Annotated in this window: 22 protein-coding genes; 6 read left to right on the top strand and 16 right to left on the bottom strand. The window is 63.8% G+C overall.

What is annotated here, in order from left to right:
* Positions 1-107: 107 nt before the first annotated feature.
* The gene (locus C404_RS49060) at positions 108-461 is read left to right on the top strand and encodes a glyoxalase superfamily protein (protein WP_021196155.1); all 354 of its coding nucleotides are present in this window, start codon (positions 108-110) and stop codon (positions 459-461) included.
* A 78-nt stretch (positions 462-539) separates the two neighbouring features.
* Here the strand turns inward: C404_RS49060 and rtcA are convergent, their stop codons facing one another.
* The 4 genes from rtcA to C404_RS59485 form a co-directional block, all read right to left on the bottom strand.
* Positions 540-1,595, bottom strand: coding sequence for an RNA 3'-terminal phosphate cyclase (rtcA, locus tag C404_RS49055; RefSeq protein WP_021196154.1), 1,056 nt, complete (start codon positions 1,593-1,595; stop codon positions 540-542).
* 47 nt (positions 1,596-1,642) lie between these two features.
* Entirely contained in the window at positions 1,643-2,479 is an 837-nt protein-coding gene (locus C404_RS49050; protein ID WP_031329754.1) for a nucleotidyltransferase domain-containing protein, read from the bottom strand.
* Positions 2,480-2,550: 71 nt separating this feature from the next.
* On the bottom strand, positions 2,551-3,765 hold the full coding sequence (locus C404_RS49045; protein WP_021196152.1) for an RtcB family protein: 1,215 nt from the start codon (positions 3,763-3,765) through the stop codon (positions 2,551-2,553).
* A gap of 9 nt (positions 3,766-3,774) precedes the next feature.
* Entirely contained in the window at positions 3,775-4,200 is a 426-nt protein-coding gene (locus C404_RS59485; RefSeq protein ID WP_160170180.1) for an Imm50 family immunity protein, read from the bottom strand.
* Positions 4,201-4,277: 77 nt separating this feature from the next.
* Between C404_RS59485 and C404_RS49035 the strand changes: the two genes are divergently transcribed.
* Complete coding sequence (locus tag C404_RS49035; RefSeq protein ID WP_021196150.1) at positions 4,278-5,183, top strand: LysR family transcriptional regulator; 906 nt, start codon at positions 4,278-4,280, stop codon at positions 5,181-5,183.
* A gap of 1 nt (position 5,184) precedes the next feature.
* Here C404_RS49035 and C404_RS49030 read toward each other — a convergent pair whose 3' ends face one another.
* The 11 genes from C404_RS49030 to C404_RS48980 all read right to left on the bottom strand — a co-directional run bounded on the left by C404_RS49030 (position 5,185) and on the right by C404_RS48980 (position 14,901).
* Positions 5,185-6,198: a zinc-binding alcohol dehydrogenase family protein gene (locus C404_RS49030; protein WP_031329753.1), complete on the bottom strand. Its 1,014-nt coding sequence runs from the start codon at positions 6,196-6,198 to the stop codon at positions 5,185-5,187.
* A gap of 113 nt (positions 6,199-6,311) precedes the next feature.
* The gene (locus tag C404_RS49025) at positions 6,312-7,073 is read right to left on the bottom strand and encodes a bestrophin-like domain (protein WP_021196148.1); all 762 of its coding nucleotides are present in this window, start codon (positions 7,071-7,073) and stop codon (positions 6,312-6,314) included.
* A 67-nt stretch (positions 7,074-7,140) separates the two neighbouring features.
* The gene (locus C404_RS49020; RefSeq protein WP_021196147.1) at positions 7,141-8,052 is read right to left on the bottom strand and encodes a patatin-like phospholipase family protein; all 912 of its coding nucleotides are present in this window, start codon (positions 8,050-8,052) and stop codon (positions 7,141-7,143) included.
* A gap of 96 nt (positions 8,053-8,148) precedes the next feature.
* A complete protein-coding gene (locus C404_RS49015) occupies positions 8,149-8,544 on the bottom strand; it encodes a hypothetical protein (protein WP_232317417.1) in 396 nt (131 codons plus the stop codon).
* 119 nt (positions 8,545-8,663) lie between these two features.
* Entirely contained in the window at positions 8,664-9,980 is a 1,317-nt protein-coding gene (locus C404_RS49010; RefSeq protein ID WP_031329751.1) for a hypothetical protein, read from the bottom strand.
* Between the two features lie 137 nt (positions 9,981-10,117).
* Positions 10,118-10,900, bottom strand: a complete 783-nt coding sequence (locus C404_RS49005; protein WP_232317416.1) for a hypothetical protein — start codon at positions 10,898-10,900, stop codon at positions 10,118-10,120.
* Positions 10,901-10,923: 23 nt separating this feature from the next.
* Positions 10,924-11,640 (bottom strand): cysteine peptidase family C39 domain-containing protein, encoded by a 717-nt coding sequence (locus C404_RS49000; protein WP_031329750.1) that lies wholly within the window; start codon positions 11,638-11,640, stop codon positions 10,924-10,926.
* A gap of 64 nt (positions 11,641-11,704) precedes the next feature.
* Positions 11,705-12,484 carry a hypothetical protein gene (locus tag C404_RS48995; protein WP_021196142.1) on the bottom strand — a complete coding sequence of 260 codons (780 nt, stop codon included), beginning with the start codon at positions 12,482-12,484 and terminating at the stop codon, positions 11,705-11,707.
* Positions 12,485-12,509: 25 nt separating this feature from the next.
* Complete coding sequence (locus tag C404_RS48990; RefSeq protein ID WP_021196141.1) at positions 12,510-13,106, bottom strand: hypothetical protein; 597 nt, start codon at positions 13,104-13,106, stop codon at positions 12,510-12,512.
* 8 nt (positions 13,107-13,114) lie between these two features.
* Positions 13,115-13,621, bottom strand: a complete 507-nt coding sequence (locus C404_RS48985; protein WP_021196140.1) for a hypothetical protein — start codon at positions 13,619-13,621, stop codon at positions 13,115-13,117.
* A 377-nt stretch (positions 13,622-13,998) separates the two neighbouring features.
* A complete protein-coding gene (locus tag C404_RS48980; protein WP_021196139.1) occupies positions 13,999-14,901 on the bottom strand; it encodes a LysR family transcriptional regulator in 903 nt (300 codons plus the stop codon).
* Positions 14,902-15,066: 165 nt separating this feature from the next.
* On the opposite strand from C404_RS48980, the gene C404_RS48975 reads away from it, so the two are divergent.
* The 4 genes from C404_RS48975 (at position 15,067) to C404_RS48960 (ending at position 18,216) form a co-directional block, all read left to right on the top strand.
* Positions 15,067-15,813 (top strand): SDR family NAD(P)-dependent oxidoreductase, encoded by a 747-nt coding sequence (locus C404_RS48975; protein WP_021196138.1) that lies wholly within the window; start codon positions 15,067-15,069, stop codon positions 15,811-15,813.
* Between the two features lie 121 nt (positions 15,814-15,934).
* Positions 15,935-16,768, top strand: a complete 834-nt coding sequence (locus C404_RS48970; protein WP_021196137.1) for an alpha/beta fold hydrolase — start codon at positions 15,935-15,937, stop codon at positions 16,766-16,768.
* Positions 16,769-16,800: 32 nt separating this feature from the next.
* Positions 16,801-17,547, top strand: a complete 747-nt coding sequence (locus tag C404_RS48965) for an SDR family NAD(P)-dependent oxidoreductase (protein WP_031329747.1) — start codon at positions 16,801-16,803, stop codon at positions 17,545-17,547.
* A gap of 36 nt (positions 17,548-17,583) precedes the next feature.
* On the top strand, positions 17,584-18,216 hold the full coding sequence (locus C404_RS48960) for a glutathione S-transferase family protein (RefSeq protein ID WP_021196135.1): 633 nt from the start codon (positions 17,584-17,586) through the stop codon (positions 18,214-18,216).
* A gap of 405 nt (positions 18,217-18,621) precedes the next feature.
* Here the strand turns inward: C404_RS48960 and C404_RS60305 are convergent.
* Positions 18,622-18,922, bottom strand: a 301-nt coding sequence (locus C404_RS60305; protein WP_031329745.1) for a hypothetical protein, incomplete at its 5' end; no start/stop codon positions are given.

Raw genomic sequence — 18,922 nt, 5'->3', positions numbered from 1 at the left:
GCCCGCCACTTTACGTGATGTGCGCCGGCACTGCATGCGAACACCTCGTCACAGCGATGGCTAAAATGCCGCAGTCCATTTCCGCCCACCCCAGACAGGAGCGCATCATGGCCGTCCGACGCATCGTCCCCAACCTGCATGCCCCCGACCCGGCGCGCGCCCGTGCGTTCTATGCCGACCTGCTCGGCCTGGAAGCCGTGATGGATCACGGCTGGATCGTCACCTTTGCCGACACCCATGCCACGATGGCGCCGCAGGTCAGCATCGCGACCGAGGGCGGCTCGGGCACCCCGGTGCCGGCGCTGTCCATTGAGGTGGACGACGCGGATGTGGTGCATGCACGCGCCCTGTCGCTCGGCCTGGAGATCGTCTACCCGCTGGTGGATGAGCCGTGGGGCGTGCGGCGCTTCCATGTGCGTGATCCGTTCGGAAATGTGGTCAACATCCTGGCGCATCGCTAGGTGCAAACAAGAACGCCCGCAGGTCGATGGACCATGCGGGCGTTGCCTTATTGGCGAACGGGCCATTGGCGGCGAGCGCTACAGCACGCGCACAAGAACAGGCGAACCCGGCCCGACGGTCTCCACATCAAACGCTACCGGCAGGAACTTCTCAATCACGCTGAGGTTGGTCAGCAGATGCGACGAAGCCGCCACCGCGGTGAGGCTGCCGGCACCGGCCAGCGCCATCGGCAAGACAAGCTGATCGGCCAGGTATTCGTCCACCGCCGCCGTGCTTTGCAAGTAGCGCAGTGCTGCGTGGGCGACGTCCTTGCCGATGGTATCGGCCAGCACACCGCGCTCGCCGAACCCGGTCAGCACCTCGGTGACATGCTCGTGCACGATGTCGAGCACGAGCGCATTGCCAGGGCCTTCTGCGTTGCCGAGATCACGCACGGTGCCATCAACGCCGGGCACGAGGCGACCCAGCATGTCCAGCTCGCGCCGCGCTACGCCGCCGCGCACACCTGCAACGATGCCTTCGGCACGCAGCGCCTGTTGCGCGCCGCGCTCGGTCAGATGCAACGCACGCAGCGGGCCTGCGCACGGCATGATCGTCGCCTGTACCTCGCCGCCACCGGCTGGGTAGAAGCCGTGGCGCTTGAGCGCGAGCGTCTGCATCACGCCCATGCGCGCCATCAGCGGCAACCATGCGCGGATGAGGAAGTCGACCGGCGGCGCTGCGCGATTGTGCGTGCCGCCGCTCACCGACACAGTGCTCGGTGCATCGGCAAACCACAGCGCGGGCAGGATGGTCTGCAGCACCAGCGTGCAGCTGCCGGCCGTGCCGATGGCGAAACGGTAGTCGCCACCACGGATGGCGCCGGGCGTGAAGCGCAGCGTCTGCGAGCCCGCTTCTGCGCCTTCCACCGTGGCGCCGCTGATCTCCTTGGCCGCCTGCACAGCGGTCAAATGCTGACGCAGCAGACCCGGCTTGGAACGCTTGGCGCGAATGTTGTCGATCTGGAACGGCGTGCCAGTCAGCATCGACAGGGTGAGTGCCGTACGTAGGATTTGTCCGCCGCCCTCGCCCTGCGCGCCATCGAGTTCGATGCAGGTGGCAGGTTGCGATTGAAACTGCAGTTGGGTGTTCATGGTTTGTTCTTCTTGTTGGTCTGCGCACCCGTCAGTTGGGTTGCGCGTTAGCTTGTACAGGGTGTGCGCGTCAGCACGGTGTCGTAAAGGAACGCATCCAATGCCGCCGGATTGCCTGTCGCCTGACGGAAATCTGCCGGCACGTCTTCCTGCGCCAGCGCCTGTTCGATAAAGGCATGGATGCGCGGAAAGCGTGCGCCGTACTCGGCCTCGCCGGATTCCATCTTGATCGCCAGCAACTGGTTGATCTCGTCGCGCAACGCGGTGTCTTTCACCATCACGTCAGCCAGATCGGCAAAGCGCATCGGCGGGATGCCACGCCCTTCGTCGATCCACTGTGCGGCCAGCAGCGGGCGCAGCACGTACAGGTACTTCTTCATGCGCACGGTCTCGCCCTGCAGATAGCCGCGAAAGTTCTTTGCCGCCATTGACACGTAATGCCAGCGCCCCTTGCGCTCGGAGAAGAACGTCGGCGCGAGCGTGCGCATACGCTCGGCCAGCGCCGCGTCCTGGCGATACACCACCGGCGAGGCGAGCCATTCCAGCAGCGTCGGATTGGAGCGGTGCATCAGCTGCAGCGCCTTGCGCAGCTCCCAGCCAGAGATGTCCAGCTCATCGCTGATCGGCAGTTCGATCACATCGCGCTGCGGCTCGACGCGCAGGTACCACTCGGGCTGATGCACGTAGACGAAGCGCACGTCGTAATCGCTGTCGGGCGAGGCAAAGCCCCAGCCGCGGCTGCCGGATTCGCAGGCAAACAGAACACGAACGTCGTGCTGCTGCTCGATGCTGCTGAGCTCCGCCAGCACACGCTCGCGGATGGTGTCGGAGACGGGGTGGGAATACAGAAACGTCATGGTGTTCACTTGTTGTTCTTGTTGCATGAAGCGCAGTCGGGCACGGCGGAAAACCACCGTGCCCACAGCAGGCAAAAAGACGGCACGCGAAGGGGAGCCTACCCCTTCACACACACCACCTGGCGCAGCGTATGCACGATCTCCACCAGATCTGCCTGCGCGGCCATCACGTGGTCGATGTCCTTGTACGCCATCGGGATCTCGTCGATCACGTCAACGTCCTTGCGGCATTCCACGTGGGCCGTGGCGCGAATCTGGTCATCGACCGTGAAACGCTTCTTGGCCTGCGTGCGGCTCATCGTGCGGCCCGCACCGTGGCTGCACGAGCAGAAGGCCTCTTCGTTACCCAGCCCGCGCACGATGAAACTCTTCGCGCCCATCGAACCCGGAATGATCCCGAGCTGTCCCTTCTGCGCCGATACCGCGCCCTTACGCGTCACCAGCACATCGCGCCCGAAGTGGGTTTCGCGCTGCACGTAGTTGTGGTGACAGTTCACCGCTTCCACGTCGGCCGCGAACGGCTTGGTGATGACCTTGCGCGCAGCTGCGATCACGTTCTGCATCATCGTGGCGCGGTTGCGGCGCGCATAGTCCTGCGCCCAGCCGACGGCTTCAACGTAATCGTCAAAGTGCTGGCTGCCTTCTTCAAAGTACGCCAGGTCACGGTCCGGCAGGTTGGCGATGTGCTGTCGCATATCGGCCTGCGCCAGTTCGATGAACAGGTTGCCGATCGCGTTACCCACCCCGCGCGAACCCGAGTCCAGCATGAACCAGACGCGTTGCTCTTCATCCAGGCAGACCTCAATGAAGTGGTTACCGGTCCCCAGCGTTCCCAGGTGCTTGTGGTTGTTCGTCTTGTTCAGCTTCGGGTACTTGTCGGTGATGCGCTTGAAGCCGTCGACCAACTCGCCCCACATCGCGTCGACGGTTTCCGGCGGCGTGTTCCAGGCGCCCTTGTCGCGCGGACCTTGCGTACGGCCGTGCGGCACCGCTGCCTCGATGGCGCTACGCAGGCCGTGCAGGTTGTCCGGCAGGTCTGCGGCCGTCAGCGTCGTACGCGCGGCCATCATTCCACAGCCGATATCCACACCCACGGCGGCCGGAATGATCGCGCCCTCGGTCGGGATCACGCTGCCGATGGTCGAACCCTTACCCAGGTGCACGTCCGGCATCACCGCCAGGTGCTTGAAGATGAACGGCATCTTGGCCGTGTTCATCAGTTGCTTGCGGGCTTCATCTTCTACCGGCACGCCGTTGGTCCAGAGCTTGATGTCGGCGCCGTTTTCGACGTGGAGAGTGTTGTAGGTACTCATGATGCGATGCTAGGCCGTCGGCTCTACGTACGGTTTAACGGACACGATGCTTGCTCGCTCAGCCCGGAATTGACCGCAGAGCCCAAAGCAATGTTCCAGCGTGACAAGCAGGCCAGCTCGCGCATGTTTCGTTGCGTCAACTTGCTCGAACTCGAGGCAGGTCAGGACGTTCTGATGGTTGAGGCCATCCAGCACCAGATCGCTCACGCCTTCAAATCGGAAATGCACGAGCGAATCAGCGTCCTGCTTGTAGAAACCCGCCTCTGTGATCTCGGGTGTCAAATTCCAGCCACGGATGGTCAACTCAACAGTTGGCCCAAGCGCAGCACCCCGATCAAGCACAACACGGTGCACCTCGCCGTCATGAAAGCTAGGCCAGCAGCCAAACACGTCCAAGATTTTTTGATGCGCTTCAATCTGCTGAAATGCGTCCACGCAAAAGACTCCGGTTGGTTTGGGCAGCGTCCAGGGTTCCCATTATGATGCCCCCCAACCCTCTCCTTTACCCAGTCATGATCCGCCTGGAAGACCTCACCATCTTCGTGCTGGCCGTAGACAACGGCAGCCTGTCGGCGGCGGCGCGCGTGCTGAACATTGCACCGGCAGCCGCCAGCGCGGCAGTCAAGCGGCTGGAGGCCGAGCTTGGCGCGCGGCTGCTGGCACGCTCCACGCGCAGCCTTGCGCTCACGCAGGAAGGCGAGCGCTACCTGGCGCACGCCCGGCGCGCGCTGGCCGATCTGCAGGCCGGGCAGGATTCGCTCGCGCTCAGCCGGCAGGCCATCGGTGGTGATGTTTCGCTGTCGATCCCATCCGACCTGGGGCGCAACGTGCTCGCCGGTTGGCTCGATGATTTCCTCACCGAGCACCCGGCGGTGGCGTTGCAGGTGCGCATTGGCGATCGGCTGGTCGACATGTTCCGCCAGCGCGTGGACGCCGCAGTGCGCTACGGCGAGCCGGACGATTCCTCACTGGTGGCGCTGCCGCTGGCGCCCGACAACCGTCGTGTGCTGTGCGCCGCGCCGGCTTACTTCGCCAGGCACGGCGTGCCCCAATCGCCCGATGACTTGCTTCAGCACAACTGCCTGCGGCTGGCGCTGTCCGACACCACGCACGACCAATGGACGTTCCACCAGGCGAACAACACGCAGGTGGTGCGCGTGACCGGCAATCGCGTGGCCGACGACGGTGAACTCGTGCGCCGCTGGGCCGTTGCTGGTCACGGCATCGCGTACAAGTCGCGCCTGGACGTGCTGGCCGACCTGCGCGCCGGCCGCCTGCAGCCAGTGATGACCGACTGGCAAGGCGAGGTGGCGCCGTTGCACCTGATCTGCACGCATCGCCTTGCACTGTCGCCTACGTTGATGCGCCTGCGTGATTTCCTGCAGGAACGCATCGGCGGCTACTTGGCCGACATCTGAATCAAAACCCTTCCAGCACGATCTTGCCGCGCGCCTGATTGCTTTCGATCAGGGCGTGCGCACGCTTGAGATTGGCTGCGTTGATGGCGCCAAAATGCTCGCTCATGGTCGAGCGCAGCGTGCCGTCGTCAATCATGGCGGCCACGCGGTTGAGCAGGTGGTGCTGCTCGATCTGGTCATCCGTGTGGAACATGGAGCGCGTGTACATGAACTCCCAGTGCAGCGACACGCTCTTCGCCTTGAGCTTGCGCACGTCGAGCTGCGTCGGGTCATCGATCAACGCAAGACAGCCCTGCGGCTTGAGCGCTTCGACAATCTGCTCGAAGTGGTGCTCGGTCTGGTTCAAGCTGGCCACGTAGTCAACCTCAGGCACGCCAATGCGGCGCAGCTCGGCCGCCAGCGGCTGCGTGTGGTTGATCACGTGGTGTGCGCCAAGCTCGCGCACCCAGGCGGCCGTCTCCGGGCGCGAAGCGGTGCCGATCACGGTCAAACCAGTCAGCTGGCGCGCCAACTGCACGAGGATCGACCCGACGCCACCCGCCGCCCCCACGATCAGCAACGTCTTGCCACTGGGCGTGTCTGCCTGCGGTACCTGCAGCCGGTCGAACAGCAGTTCCCACGCGGTGATGGCGGTCAGCGGCAACGCGGCCGCCTGCGCAAACCCGAGCGTGGCAGGCATCTTGCCGACGATGCGCTCGTCCACCACATGCAGCTCGCTGTTGGTGCCGGCGCGTTGCAGGGCACCGGCATACCAGACTGCATCGCCAGGCTTGAAGAGCGACACCTCCGCGCCCACGGCACGCACCACACCTGCCGCATCCCAGCCCAGCACGCGCGGCTGGTTATCCGCCGGGGGCATGCCGGTTCGCACTTTCACGTCGACCGGATTGACGGAGATGGCACGCACCTCCACCAGCAGGTCGTGCGGGCCGGGCGTGGGGTCGGGCAAGGTCAGGTCGACGAGCGCATTGGGCGCGTCGATGGGCAGGCTTTCGTAGTAGGCAACGGCTTTCATGATGGGCTTCAGGTGGAACTGGATGACCGCATCATGGGCGCGCAACGTGCGCAGAAACAGCCGCGCGATGCAGATTCAGTTTCAACGCCAGGCAGAAAATCCCGCCCTGCCCGTCAATGCTGCATGGAAGCCGCCAGCGTCTTGAGGTTGACCGGATCCACATGGACAAACCCGCCGCGCGGGCTGTCGATGTCGGCAATCAGCATGAACGACAGCGCCAGCACCAAGGGCAGCAGCAACTGCAGCACCCCGCGCATGCGTGCACTGCGCGTGCCATAGCCGACCATGAACGTGCCGCATGCGCCCACCATGAACAGCAGCACCCAGGCTGCCACTGGAATCCGGTTGCGCCATGCGGCCTGGGTATAGCCCTGTGCATTGAGCACGTCGTTCATGCCACTCACGGCCAGCGCGACGATGGGCGTGGGTTGCGCAGCGGCGGGCCCAAGCACTGCCGCCCACAAGGCATCTTGCTGGCGCGAGGTTTCGGCCTCGAGTGCGGGCAGTTGCTTGGTGTCGTGGCTGCTGTAGAGCTGGATGCGCACCTCCACATACTTCACCAGCAAGCCGCGCAGGTTGGCGGCATCGGCTGCGGGCAGCAGGCTGGCACGCGCATATTCGGTGCCGATGGCGTTGGCCTCTTCCTCTTCGTAGTTCTTGCGCGTGTCGTAGCGGCTGATGGCCATCGAAAACGTGAAGCCGATCATCAGGCCGAGCAGCGTGAGCGTGGCCGCCTGGATCACGTCAAAGTCTTCGTGCGTGCTGCCATCGAGCGCACGGCGCTTCGATAGGGCCGAGCCGATACGCGCTGCCCCCGCCAACACAATCAGCGCCATGAGGAACACCTCGACCGGATGATCGATCACCACGCCCATGAGACCCCCCACCGGTGTATTTGTGACGGCATGAGCATACGGCATCTGCCACCTGGCCGACACGGTGTCAGGCGGTCGGCATGGCGTGCGGGTCGACGCTGCAGCTTGGGTGGTCTTCGTTGTGATGGTGCTCGCGCAGGGCGCTGGGAATGCCGGTTCCAGCCAGGCCATCCGCGGCCAGCCACGCGGCGGTAGCGGCGGCAGCACGGTCGATCAACTCCCCGCAGCGGGCATAGTCATAGGGCGATACATCGAGCGGGCACAGCGGCGGTACCACAGCAATCGGCACCTGCCCCGCCCAGCGCTCCAGGTCCTGCACCAGCTGGCGCGCCACCAGCAATGACAGCGCATTGAGCGCGTGCTCGATGGCGCTGCGCGGCGCCCGTCGGTCAGCACAGGCAAAGCCAGCTGGCAGAACGACGATACGCGTTGCGCCGAGCCGGATGGCGGCGGAAATCGGCGTGTTGTTGGCGACACCGCCATCGATCAGCAAGCGATCGCCCACGCGCACGGGTGGAAACACCCCAGGGATGGCCGCACTGGCCAGCACGGCCTGCACGATCTGGCCGGAAGACAGCACCACCTCGGCACCGGTCTGCATGTCGGTGGCCACCACGTGCAGCGGCAACGCCGCCGCCTCCAGCATGGCCTCTGAAAAATGCCGCGTCAGCAGCCGCGCCAGGCCGGACGCATCCACCAGATGCGCACGCCTGCCGCCCAGCATGCCGAACATGGCACGCCACGACCATGGCATCACATCCGCACGGCGCACGCCGCGCCAGAGCGCCTCCAGCTGTGCTGTGCCGGCAGCATGCGGGTTGCACGCGAAGAAAGCGGCATTGATGGCGCCGGCCGATGCGCCGATCACCATGTCCGGAACAACACCCGAGGCCACCAGCTCGCGCAGCATGCCGGCCTCGATGGCACCCAGGCTGCCACCGCCGGCAAAGACAAACGCTGTTCGCTCCGCTCTGTCCATGATGTATGTCGCATCGCAACAAGGCGAGCGTGTGTGGGGGATGACTCGAACAGAGTAGCCCGCGATGGCGGTTGCGGCTAGGCGTGCGAGAGGCGATCAGCGCGCGTTTCGGGCGGCATCCGCCATCGGCTTCCAGTGCAGGAAGCCAAACAACATGGTCAGCAACACACTGTCGAGCAGGGGCCCCTTGTGCAGCGCGACCTTGCGGAAACAGAACGCCACTTCGAGCAGATGCGCAGCCAGCAGCACCACAGCGATGATGCGCACCCAATAGATGACGTCCGGCGGCAGCGGCAGCACCGTCAGATAGCTGCCCAGCGCAATGCCATACACAATCAGCAGCAGCACCTTGTTGAGGAAATAGAACACGCGGAGGTCTCCCAGATTGTCGGCAACGAATGCGCCTCGAAACATCGAAAGAGACGCCATGGCAGCATACAGGGCGCCATCAAGCGCGCACGCGCTTAAAACACCCGGCATGCCGCGCGCCAAGACGCTCCACACGCCGTGCCGACCGATGATCGATACCGATCACATCAAACAGGTCAACAACACCCCTGGCCGGGTGCGGGGTGGCACCGTGGCATACGCCGGGACACCAACGCATGCCGCTACCACGTGTATGGGAAACGCAGCGTGAAGACATAGTTCGGGGCATCCGGTGTCAGACCCATCGCCAATGTGGCGCTGATCGACAGATTCTTGGTCAGCACATGGCTGATGCCGAACGTCATCGTGCCCACGTTGGTCTTGCTGCCTACGACCGATTGCTCCGCACCGCCGTCCGGCGTGATGTGGGTGTTGCCTGAGAACGCAGTGCTATATGCCATCGTCAGCGCTGTGCGGTCGTTCAGTGCCAGCGCCAGCCCCCCGCCCAACGTGATGGTATCGCCCAGCTTGACCTTGCCCGGCTGCACCACGCCTGCCGTGGACGAGAGGTCGGCAAACGAGCGTGGCACAAAGTACGTATAGCTGGCATTGGCAAACAGCACCACCGGGTCGTACGTCTTCAGAAACGACATGCCCAGCGTGCCGCTCCACACGCCGTTGCCCGTGGGCAGTTGCTGGTCGATGATCAGGTTGTTGTTATTGCTGTCGGCCTGGATCAGCTTGATGCCAAATGGCGAGCGCCCGGTCGGCGCGCGTACACGGAAGCTGCCAACAATGTCCGGCCAGTCGGCCGACTCCTTGACGAGCTGGTAGTAGATGCCCGCGCTTACATCGCCCAGGCCGGCGGAGGACTTGTCTGCCTCGCTCACCGTGCTCGACGCCCCGCCCGCGCCGCCGCTGAAGAACGTGCTGGAACGGTACACCGCCGGCACTGTGAAATCCGCACTCAGCCGATCGCTAAAGCCGTAGCGGCCGGTGATGTCGAAGGTGGTGACGTTGGCCTTGGTCTGGACCAGGTTGATCTGCCCGAGGAAGATCGCATCCAACGCCAGAAAGCCCGAAAGCGCGAGATTGCGGCGATCGTAGTAGCTGTAGCTGATGCCGGTATCGAGCGTGAAACGTCGCTCGAATAGCGGAGCATGCTCAGATTGGAAGACAAGGTCCTTGCTCTGGATGCGAGGCTTGTCATTGGGATCTGGGCGGGCGGCGGTTGTGCTTTCCGATGCGGGCGCCGTGCTGCCGGATTGGGCAACCAGTGCACCCGAAGGCGATTGTGTTGCTGCCGTTGAGGCCGCCGCCGGTGCCGGTGTGTTGCCACCGCCGACACCTCGACCGCGCACGCGCACTAGCTCCAGATCGCCGACACGCTCTTCCAACGCATCAATGATCTTCTGCTGCCGTTCAATGATGCGCTGCAGGCGCGCCAGCCGCGCGTCGAAGGAGCTGTCGTCGGACTGTGCCGATTGCGCCCAGGCCGCTGCAGGAAGCAACGACCAACATGCCACTGCCCACGCCACTGCCGTGCGTCGGTGTCCCATGTTTCCCCCCGGAAAGCAAGGCGGAGGCTGAAGAGCCTCCATTTCGGCGCGCAGGCCCAATTGCCAAGCGCCGACTCTCACTGCCTGCCTGTGCGTTCTTTTATTGCGCTGTTATAGGGAATTCTGCCTCGCCACGTCTAGCGGCGTAAACCCGCCACCGCCTGCAATGCCTGCGCCACGCCGATCTGAGCCAGCTGTTGGCGCGACATCGTCTGGATCTGCAGCTGGATCGACAACTGGTTGGCAATCAGCTGCGCATTGCCCGCCATTTGCGCCACCTGCATTACGCTCCCCGCCGCCCCAGCCAGATTGGGTGTCACCGACTGCGAGGCAACGCCCATCGGACTGGTGATGGCAACCTGCACGCCGCCCGCGCCCGCCTGGGCCTGAGCGGTAAATCCATTCTGTGCCGCCGTCGCCAACGCACTGCCCGAAGGCAGTGTAGGCAATGGAGCGGCCTGCATCGAGATGGATGTGGTGTTACTGGCCAGATTGTTGTTGCCAGCCACCTGTGTCACCTGGCCGACACCATTAACCTGTACCCCGGCCCCACCCGAGGCGGTCGCCCCGGATGAGGCGCCTGCCAGGGCGCCAGCGCCCATCTGCACGGATGCCTGCGTGCTCACCGCAACATTGGCGGTACTGCTGCGCAGGTTGGTCGCCAGCATTCGGGCTTCGGCCGCTGCCTGTCCGGCCTCGTTGCGCCATTGCGAGGCCATTTCAATCATGAAGCCGCTCACAATGCTTGCGCCCAGGTATTTGCCGCGCTGTTGGGCCAGCTCGCCATCGTCAGCCAGCTCAACAACGGTACCGGAATGAAACAACACGGCACTATCGTGCGCGTCGGACGCCTCGGCAAGGTTGGGAAGCGTCCCTGCGCTGGCGCCGGCACACCAGCCGGCATACGCCAGCGGCAGCATCCATGCGAGTGTCTTGGTTTTCATCAGAACAGGTCCCACCGAGCAGGCCCAAATTCCATCTGGATCGGCAGCGCCCCACCGGAGAACGCGGCATTCTCACGCGCACGCAAGGTAGGAGCATTGGTCTGCATCAATCCGGAATCGGCCTGGACGGACACGTCGCCGACAATTGCGAATACGAGGCCGTTCCACGCAGGCGCAAATTCCCATTCCTGCATGATGCGGTTACCCAGTGCGGGGTCGGCGATGAACACCCGCCCCTGGGCCGCACGTTTGACAACCACGAAGTGTTGGTACCCGTTCACGCTCAGCAAGACGATCACAGGGATCGCCAGATCACGCAACGCCGCCATGTCGACACGGTAGCCTCGGCCACGAAAGCCCAGTGTCTGCACGTAGTTGCGCATATCGAGCATGGAGAATCCCTGCTCGGCGACCTGCTTCGGGTCGCTCACGTTCATCATGTCGGCAATGACACGGCGCTCGTCGATGTCCATGCCATAGCCATAGCGCAGCAACGTGCCGACCGCGGCAGCCCCACAACTGAAATCCTGCTGCTGGCGCATGACGCTGCGATAGCGTAGCTCCGCCATGCTCTTGACCGGCTTGTTCAACGGCATCTCACTATCCGCGCGTAACGCGATCGCGCTCTCCTGGGCGCCTGCCTGTGCTGCCCACAAGCCGCATGTGCAGAGGAGACACAACCCAATCGTGCCCATTGATCGCCGGTTCAGTCGCATGACTCCCCCCCAAGGGGACCAGACACCCGACCGCTGGCTCACGGCCGGGTGAACGGACGTTGCTTTAGTTCGCGCCCTTGGCGGTGGCGATTGCCAGACCGTTGTGCTGCAGGTTACCCGCGCCAGCGGCAATGTTCACGCCGATATTGCCCATGGCGTTCATCAGCGCGGTGCCGTTCAGCGATGCAACATTGGTCGGATCGCAACCGTTCAGACGCAGCGAGTTGTTGTCGGCCGACTGCTTGTTGTAGTCGGTTGCCTTGGCGATACGGCCCGAGCTGTTGGTCGATGCAGCCATGCCGTTTTCTTGCAGCTCGCCTGCACCTGCGGCGATGTTCACGCCAATGGTGCCCTTGGCGCCGTTGAGTGCGCTGCCGCCCAGCGATGCCTTGTTGACGGCATTGCCGATTGACAGAGACTCACCCGGGTCCGACTGGGTGTTGAACACCTGCGCAGAGGCGAACACCTTGCCGGCATCCACTGCAGCCAGTGCCACGTCGTTGGACTGCACGTTGCCTGCGCCTGACGTTACGTTCACGCCCACCGCACCCTGCGCGCCCTTGAGCGCTTGTCCATCAACCGTCGCCTTGTTGCTGCCGCGCGGCAGGTCAACCGAGTTGTTGTTGCTGCTCTGCGTGGAATCGACAACGGCCGACGATTCCGAGCTGAACGGCACAAAACCCAGTGCCAGGCCGTAGCCCCGCACATAGATGTCATTGCTGATCTCGGTCACGTTGCTGATGACCGCCCCGGAAGAGCGCGGACCTTCGTCGCGGCTCTGGGCCTGGGCGGCACCTGCAGCAAGCAGGGCGAGTACAGCAATGGCAGTCAGTTTGGCTTTCATGGTGATCTCCCTTCCTTTGTTGCTGTTAAAAAAGAGTGCCCGCCGGGGGACGGAGCACAAAGACGTTGGATACGACATTCCCCGTTCCTGCCGCCTGGTTCACCTGCACAACGCCGGAGGTATTGCGCAACGCGGTCGATGCGATCGACGCGTCTTGCCTGCCCTCCGCCGCGGGCGCGGCATCCTGACGACGAGACTGCACTGCCACGCCAGACAGCGCGCTGTCGGCAAGTGGCTCAATGTGGTGGGATTGCTGCTGCATAACGGAAGCGGTGGGCGCGATCACCGCGACGTTCACTTGCGCATTGCCGGCACCGCTGGCTTGGTTGATCGACACCAGCCCCGCTGCACCATTGAAGGAAGCCCCCGCCAGGCGGCTCGATGCCGACAGGCCGGGCGCGGCTCGCCCGACAACCTGTGATGACACGACGCCGGCTGCATCGGTCGACAAGGCCGCCAGGTTTGCCTGGGCGTTACCGACCCCCGACACCTGATTGACGGCGACGCGTCCGGCCGTGTTGGCAGCGGCATCCCCATCGATCACGGCAGACAGCGGTGTCCCCTGGGCCCATGCCGCGCCGGTCGCCACGATGCTCATCGCCACCACAACGTGGGGCAGCATTGGCGATTTCACGGCTGACCACCTCGTGAGAGCGGTGCCAACGCACCGCTGATCTGCGAAGCGATGCCGGCCGTAGCCTGCACCACTTGGCCACCCACACCGCCAACGGCTGCACCACCTACGGCGGTTCCAACTGCGAGCCCGCCCGCTGCGGGCTGCACCCCACTCGACTGCGAAGTCAGCACACGCTGCAATCCGGCGGTGGTGTTGGCGGCAGATGCATGTGACGTGCTGAGTTCTCCGTCAGAGAGCACAGACATGACCGACCCAACGGATTGATTGAATGCCTGGGTAGGAAACGGGCTGACCGCGGTGCGCACCGGTAAAGACTCAGTGGACACGCCCCGATAGGCGATGCGCGGCGTGACATCGCGTTGCACGATGATGTCGCCCTCGTCTGCGAACACCGGCGCGCCGGCAAGCATCATTGCAAAACCGGCAGCCAGTGCGATTGGCTCAATCGCGCAGTGGATCGCCACGCGCCAAGCATGGCGCCGCGAGGTGATTGTTGGCATGGCTGGCTCCTCCCCGCAGGGCGTAGAGCGACATCTGTGCCAGGGCGATTAACACCTTGATTTCCCTAGGAATGCGCCCGCCCTCAAGGGCAACACACTGCTCAAGCACGCATTTTTGTGTCACGGCTGAAACAGGCAGGTCATTGAATTTGTGGAGGCGCAAGCTGGCGCGAACTGGAAATCGCCCGCATTCAGCACATCACCACATGGTGTTTGAATCTCGTTGTTCCGGCTGGATGCAACCTTGTCGGGCAACAAGCTTGCTCATGCAATGAATAGGCAGCCCGACTGCATCACCTACTGTTTCGCGCGATGCATGGGTGGTTCGGATTTGTCAGGCGGCCGCAGGTCGACAGCCGCCTGCCCCTAAGGGGTTCTTAGCGGCGTTGCTCGTCCGGCGCCCGCTGGGCCAGTTCGCTTAGGCGGGACAAGAACAGCTTGAGGATCGGTGAAGCGTTGGATCGACTGTGGCCGACGACGAGATCGATCATTGGCACGTCTCCCGCCAGCGGCCGGCTCACCACGGACCACGGCAGCAGGTTCTCCACATAGTCGGGAATCAGCGCAAGCCCCCGCGTCGAGGCCACCAGCGACATCACCATTGCCGGGTTGTCCACACCTTGCGTGGGCGTCAGCGACACGCCTTCGCGCTGCAGATAGTCCTCCACAACCGCACGCAGCACCCGAGCCTTGTTGGCCATCCCCACAAAGGGCTGCCCCACCAGTTGTTGCGGTCGGATGCGCTCTTGCGCGGCCAGTGCATGGTCGCTCGGCATCAACACGACCAGGGGCTCGCGCCCGACCGTTGTGTAGTCCAGATCAAAGCCCGGCTCGGCGCGCAGAAAAGCCAGGTCCAGCCGGCCTCGCGCCAAGGCATCCGCCAGGTCTGGCGAGTAATCGCTGGAGACCGTCACGTCGATATTCGGCAGCTCATCGCGCAGCAGGTGCAGCGCTTTCGGCAGCCAGGTCATCTCCTGTCCCGTCAGGAAACCCAGCGCGAAGCGCTGCTTGCTCGGCTGCGCTGCCCGACGCGCGGCCTCGATTGCCGCATCGACCTGGCTCAGCGCCAATCGCGCGTGATCGATGAAGGCCTTCCCCGCTGGCGTCAGTTCGACACCGCGCGCGCTGCGGCGCAGCAGCTCCACACCCACTTGGTCCTCCAGATCGCGGATCTGCCGGCTCAGTGAAGGCTGGGAGGTGTGCAACCGCCGCTCGGCAGCCACCGTCAGGCTGCCGGTCTCGGCCACGGCGATGAAGTAGCGCAGATGTCTCAGTTCCATACGTGGCCCCATGCATTTCAGGCATGCCCACCAGCTTACAAAGTCTTTTTGTTCCGGGGCGGGAATCCCTAAATTCTCTTCCATGGCGACGGGGGCAGCGGCTTCCAGACAACGGAAACGGCCCCTCGCCCCATGCATCCACAGTCATACCTCAAGGACCCTATCATGAACCATCCCGTCATTCTCATCACCGGCGCGCTGACCGGCATCGGTCGCGCCACCGCCCTGGCATTCGCTGACAGCGGCGCCCGTCTCGTCATCTCTGGCCGTCGGCCGGCCGAAGGCAAGGCGCTGGAGTCCGAACTCCGTCAGCTGGGCGCCGACGCCCACTTCATCCAGGCCGACGTCCGGCACGACCGCGAGGTTCAGGATCTGGTGGACCAGACCGTGGCCCACTTCGGGCGCCTTGACGTGGCCGTCAACAACGCCGGCACCGAAGGCCAGCCCGGCCTGATCGTCAACCAGACCGCTGACAGCTACGCCGCCACCTTCGACACCAACGTGCTGGGCACGCTGCTGAGCATGAAGCATGAGCTGCGCGTGATGACCGCCCAGGGCAGCGGCAGCATCGTCAACATCTCGTCGACCTATGGACACGAAGGTGCGGCTTATGCGTCGGTGTATGCCGGCAGCAAGCATGCGGTCGAAGGCATGACCAAGTCGGCCGCACTCGAAGTGGCTGCCTCGGGCATTCGCGTCAACGCCGTAGCCCCCGGACCAACCGATACCGGCATGCTGGACCGCTTCACCGGCACACCGGAGAACAAGGCCGCACTCGCTTCGGGCGTGCCGCTGGGTCGCGTCGGCAAGCCGGCTGAGATCGCGGCGGCCGTGCGCTTTCTGGCCTCGGAGGCCGCGGCCTTCGTGACCGGCCAGATCGTCACGGTCGACGGCGGCAAGACCGCCGGCTGATCTGAGCCGCGCCAAGCCGGCGCGGCCCTTCTCGTCATCCACGCAACGCCCCGGTTTGCACCGGGGCCGGGCAGCGCTTTGCCCGCTCAAGGATTGCGCCAACCTCATCAGGAACACGACCATGTCTACCTTCACTCACCACACCGCCCCGACTCAATACGTCGAGGCCAACGGTATCCGCTTCGCCTATCGCCGGTTCGGCAAGTCGGGAGGCGTGCCGATTGTTTTCAACCAGCACTACACCGGCACCATGGATTATTGGGACCCGGCCGTAACCGATGGCCTGGCCCAGACGCGTGAGGTGATCCTCTTCAACAACGCCGGCGTGTCCAGCTCATCCGGCCAGACGCCGACCAGCTTCCCGGAGATGGGCGCCAACGCGATTGCCTTCATCCGCGCGCTCGGCCTGGAGCAAGTGGATGTGCTGGGCATCTCGATTGGCGGCTTTGTCGCGCAGGAGATCGCACTGCAGGGGGGTGATCTCGTCCGCAAGATCATCCTCGTCGGCACGGGCTACCGTGGCAACGACATGACGGCCAGCCGTTCGGCAGAGATCTTCGCCGGCAGCTACGAGCCGCCTGAACATCTTTGGCTGGCGGTGCACTTCGCGCCGTCCGAGGCCAGTCAGCAGGCTGGGCTCGCCTTCCTCGAACGCAAGTGGCTTCGCAAGGATCGCGATCCGGAAGTGAGCGCGCAGACCGTCTCTGCCCAGGGCGAAGCGATCGGCAAGTGGATCTCGTCGGATGAGAACGCACTGGCCTACCTGAAGTCGATCAAGCAGCCCACGCTGGTCGTTCAGGGCAGCAACGACGTGATCATCCCGACGGCCCACTCGGTCACGTTGCAACAGCACCTGCCAAACGTAGAGCTGGTGATCTACCCCGACGCCAACCACGGCTCGATCTATCAGTACCCGGACCGCTTCGTCGCGCACGCCGAACAGTTCCTGTCCTGAATGAACGCGCAACGTCTTTGGAGATCGCCATCATGAACTCACTCACAGGCAAGACTGCGCTCGTTACCGGCGCCTCGCGCGGAATCGGCCGCGCCACCGCCCTGGCATTGGCCGCGGCCGGCGCCCAGGTCCTGGTCCACTTTGGCAGCGGCGAGAAAGAGGCGGCCGCGGTCGTCGACGAGATTCGTAGCGCCGGCGGCAAGGCCGAGAAGATCGCGGCGGACCTGCGCACATCGGAAGGCCCTCACCAATTGGCCGAGCGTGTTCGCGCCATCATCGGTGGACGGTTGGACGTGCTGGTGGCCAACGCCGGCATTGCCAAGGCCGCGACGATTGAGGAGACGACGGTCGAGGACTTTGACGCACTCTTCGCCGTCAACGTGCGTGCACCGTATTTCCTCGTGCAGCAACTGCTGCCCGCACTGTGCAAGGGCAGCAGCATCGTCCTGCTGTCTTCCCTGGCGGCGCACGCTTCGGTCGGCACGCTCTCCGCGTACTCCGCCACCAAGGGTGCGATCGATACGCTGGTGAAGCACTGGGCTGCGGCGCTCGGCCCGCGCGGCATCCGCGTCAACGCGGTGGCGCCCGGCGTCGTCGAGACCGAGATGTCCAGCTTCACCAAGACCGACGCTGGCCGCGAGGCGACCCTGGGCATGCAGGCCCTGCAGCGCCTGGCCCAACCCGAAGACATCGCCAGCGCCGTCGCATTCTTGGCCTCGGACCAGGCGCGCTGGATCACCGGCGACACGCTGCGCGTAGATGGCGGCTCCAAGCTCTGACGCGCACGCCCTCTTTTAATCTTTCAAGGAATTCAAATGAAGCTCTATCACTCCACCTCGTCACCCAATTCGCGCCGCGTGCGCATCCTGCTGGCCGAGAAGGGCCTGACGCCTACGTTGATCCCCGTCGACCTGGGCAAGGGCGAGCAGCATGGCGACGCCTACCGCGCCATCAATCCGCGCCGCGTGGTGCCGACGCTGGTCATGGATGACGGCACGGCCATCGGCGAAGTGCCCGTCATCAGCCGCTACCTCGATGACATCCATCCGACGCCGTCGCTCTTCGGCACGACGCCGGCGCAGCAGGCCATCATCTCGATGTGGGATCGCCGCATCGAGCAGGAGGGATTCGCTGCCGTGATGGAAGCGGTCCGCAACAAGGTCGCTGGATTGAAAGGCCGCGCAATATCGGGACCGCATGACTACGAGCAGATCCCCGCGTTGACTGAGCGCGGCAGGCAGCGCGTGAAGAACCTCTTCGCGGACATGGACGCGCGGCTGGCTGAGTTTCCCTACGCGGCTGGCGAGCGTTTCTCGGTGGCGGACATCACGTTGCTCGTCACCGTGGACTTTGCGGCCAAGGCGATCGATCTGTCGATCCCTGAGGAATTTCGTGCCCTGCGTCGTTGGTACGACGCCGTCTCAATGCGCGCCAGCGCAGGGGCTTGACTCGGATTTTTTGTCACCCTCGGACGGCGCCAAGCTGGACTTAGCGCTACACCCTCAGGAAATTCACCACTTTAGTCACCGCAAGGCAGGCGCCAATCGCGCAGACAAAAGAAAAAAGCCGCTATTGATAGCGGCTTCTTTTAACGGTAGACAAAAAAGTCTGTACCAAAATCACGTCTAAGTCGTTGATTTATTTGAGCCCCCTTTGAACCGGCAAGAAAAAAAGTCTGTACCAGGGGGGCTCATCTAGAGACAAACGATATACACAAAGTCTGGCCACCCGCATGGCGCCTAGCTGGCCAGACTTTTTTTCGTCTCGCACCGGCCCCTGGACGTTGGTCTGCACCTCATCGGGGCTCCACCATGACGAAAGAACCACATTCCCCCAGTTTCCGGCACGTGTAACTAGCTTTTTGCCTGTAGCCGGATGGAGGTTGGGGAGAGCACTTGCACGAGCATGTTGGTCATTTCCGGCAGCGTTTGAAAACACTTGCGCAGCGCCGGTCCCCCAAATACACGCGGCGTGTGGTTGCTGTTCGCTACCCGATTGATGGTGCCCAGAATGGGCTGCCGCGAGTCGCCGAAGAATATTTCGATGGTGTCGCCATCGGCCCCGAGCATTGCCGCCGCCGCGACCCCAACGTTGAAGAAGCCCCTATTCCAATATGTCCGCTGCAGGTGGAACTCAAAACCAGCAGACTCCGTC

The organism is Ralstonia sp. AU12-08 (assembly GCF_000442475.1).
Taxonomy (GTDB): domain Bacteria; phylum Pseudomonadota; class Gammaproteobacteria; order Burkholderiales; family Burkholderiaceae; genus Ralstonia; species Ralstonia insidiosa.
The sequence above is the reverse complement of the archived record's forward strand: the minus strand, read 5'-3'. Positions and strand labels throughout refer to the sequence as shown.

What these genes read in the sequence shown, in the direction of transcription:
- C404_RS49060 (WP_021196155.1), top strand. Translation starts at nt 108, where the DNA reads ATGGCCGTCCGACGCATCGTCCCCAACCTGCATGCCCCCGACCCGGCG.
- rtcA (WP_021196154.1), bottom strand. Translation starts at nt 1,595, where the DNA reads ATGAACACCCAACTGCAGTTTCAATCGCAACCTGCCACCTGCATCGAA.
- C404_RS49050 (WP_031329754.1), bottom strand. Translation starts at nt 2,479, where the DNA reads ATGCAACAAGAACAACAAGTGAACACCATGACGTTTCTGTATTCCCAC.
- C404_RS49045 (WP_021196152.1), bottom strand. Translation starts at nt 3,765, where the DNA reads ATGAGTACCTACAACACTCTCCACGTCGAAAACGGCGCCGACATCAAG.
- C404_RS49035 (WP_021196150.1), top strand. Translation starts at nt 4,278, where the DNA reads ATGATCCGCCTGGAAGACCTCACCATCTTCGTGCTGGCCGTAGACAAC.
- C404_RS49030 (WP_031329753.1), bottom strand. Translation starts at nt 6,198, where the DNA reads ATGAAAGCCGTTGCCTACTACGAAAGCCTGCCCATCGACGCGCCCAAT.
- C404_RS49025 (WP_021196148.1), bottom strand. Translation starts at nt 7,073, where the DNA reads ATGGGCGTGGTGATCGATCATCCGGTCGAGGTGTTCCTCATGGCGCTG.
- C404_RS49020 (WP_021196147.1), bottom strand. Translation starts at nt 8,052, where the DNA reads ATGGACAGAGCGGAGCGAACAGCGTTTGTCTTTGCCGGCGGTGGCAGC.
- C404_RS49010 (WP_031329751.1), bottom strand. Translation starts at nt 9,980, where the DNA reads ATGGGACACCGACGCACGGCAGTGGCGTGGGCAGTGGCATGTTGGTCG.
- C404_RS49005 (WP_232317416.1), bottom strand. Translation starts at nt 10,900, where the DNA reads ATGCTGCCGCTGGCGTATGCCGGCTGGTGTGCCGGCGCCAGCGCAGGG.
- C404_RS49000 (WP_031329750.1), bottom strand. Translation starts at nt 11,640, where the DNA reads ATGCGACTGAACCGGCGATCAATGGGCACGATTGGGTTGTGTCTCCTC.
- C404_RS48995 (WP_021196142.1), bottom strand. Translation starts at nt 12,484, where the DNA reads ATGAAAGCCAAACTGACTGCCATTGCTGTACTCGCCCTGCTTGCTGCA.
- C404_RS48990 (WP_021196141.1), bottom strand. Translation starts at nt 13,106, where the DNA reads ATGCTGCCCCACGTTGTGGTGGCGATGAGCATCGTGGCGACCGGCGCG.
- C404_RS48985 (WP_021196140.1), bottom strand. Translation starts at nt 13,621, where the DNA reads ATGCCAACAATCACCTCGCGGCGCCATGCTTGGCGCGTGGCGATCCAC.
- C404_RS48980 (WP_021196139.1), bottom strand. Translation starts at nt 14,901, where the DNA reads ATGGAACTGAGACATCTGCGCTACTTCATCGCCGTGGCCGAGACCGGC.
- C404_RS48975 (WP_021196138.1), top strand. Translation starts at nt 15,067, where the DNA reads ATGAACCATCCCGTCATTCTCATCACCGGCGCGCTGACCGGCATCGGT.
- C404_RS48970 (WP_021196137.1), top strand. Translation starts at nt 15,935, where the DNA reads ATGTCTACCTTCACTCACCACACCGCCCCGACTCAATACGTCGAGGCC.
- C404_RS48965 (WP_031329747.1), top strand. Translation starts at nt 16,801, where the DNA reads ATGAACTCACTCACAGGCAAGACTGCGCTCGTTACCGGCGCCTCGCGC.
- C404_RS48960 (WP_021196135.1), top strand. Translation starts at nt 17,584, where the DNA reads ATGAAGCTCTATCACTCCACCTCGTCACCCAATTCGCGCCGCGTGCGC.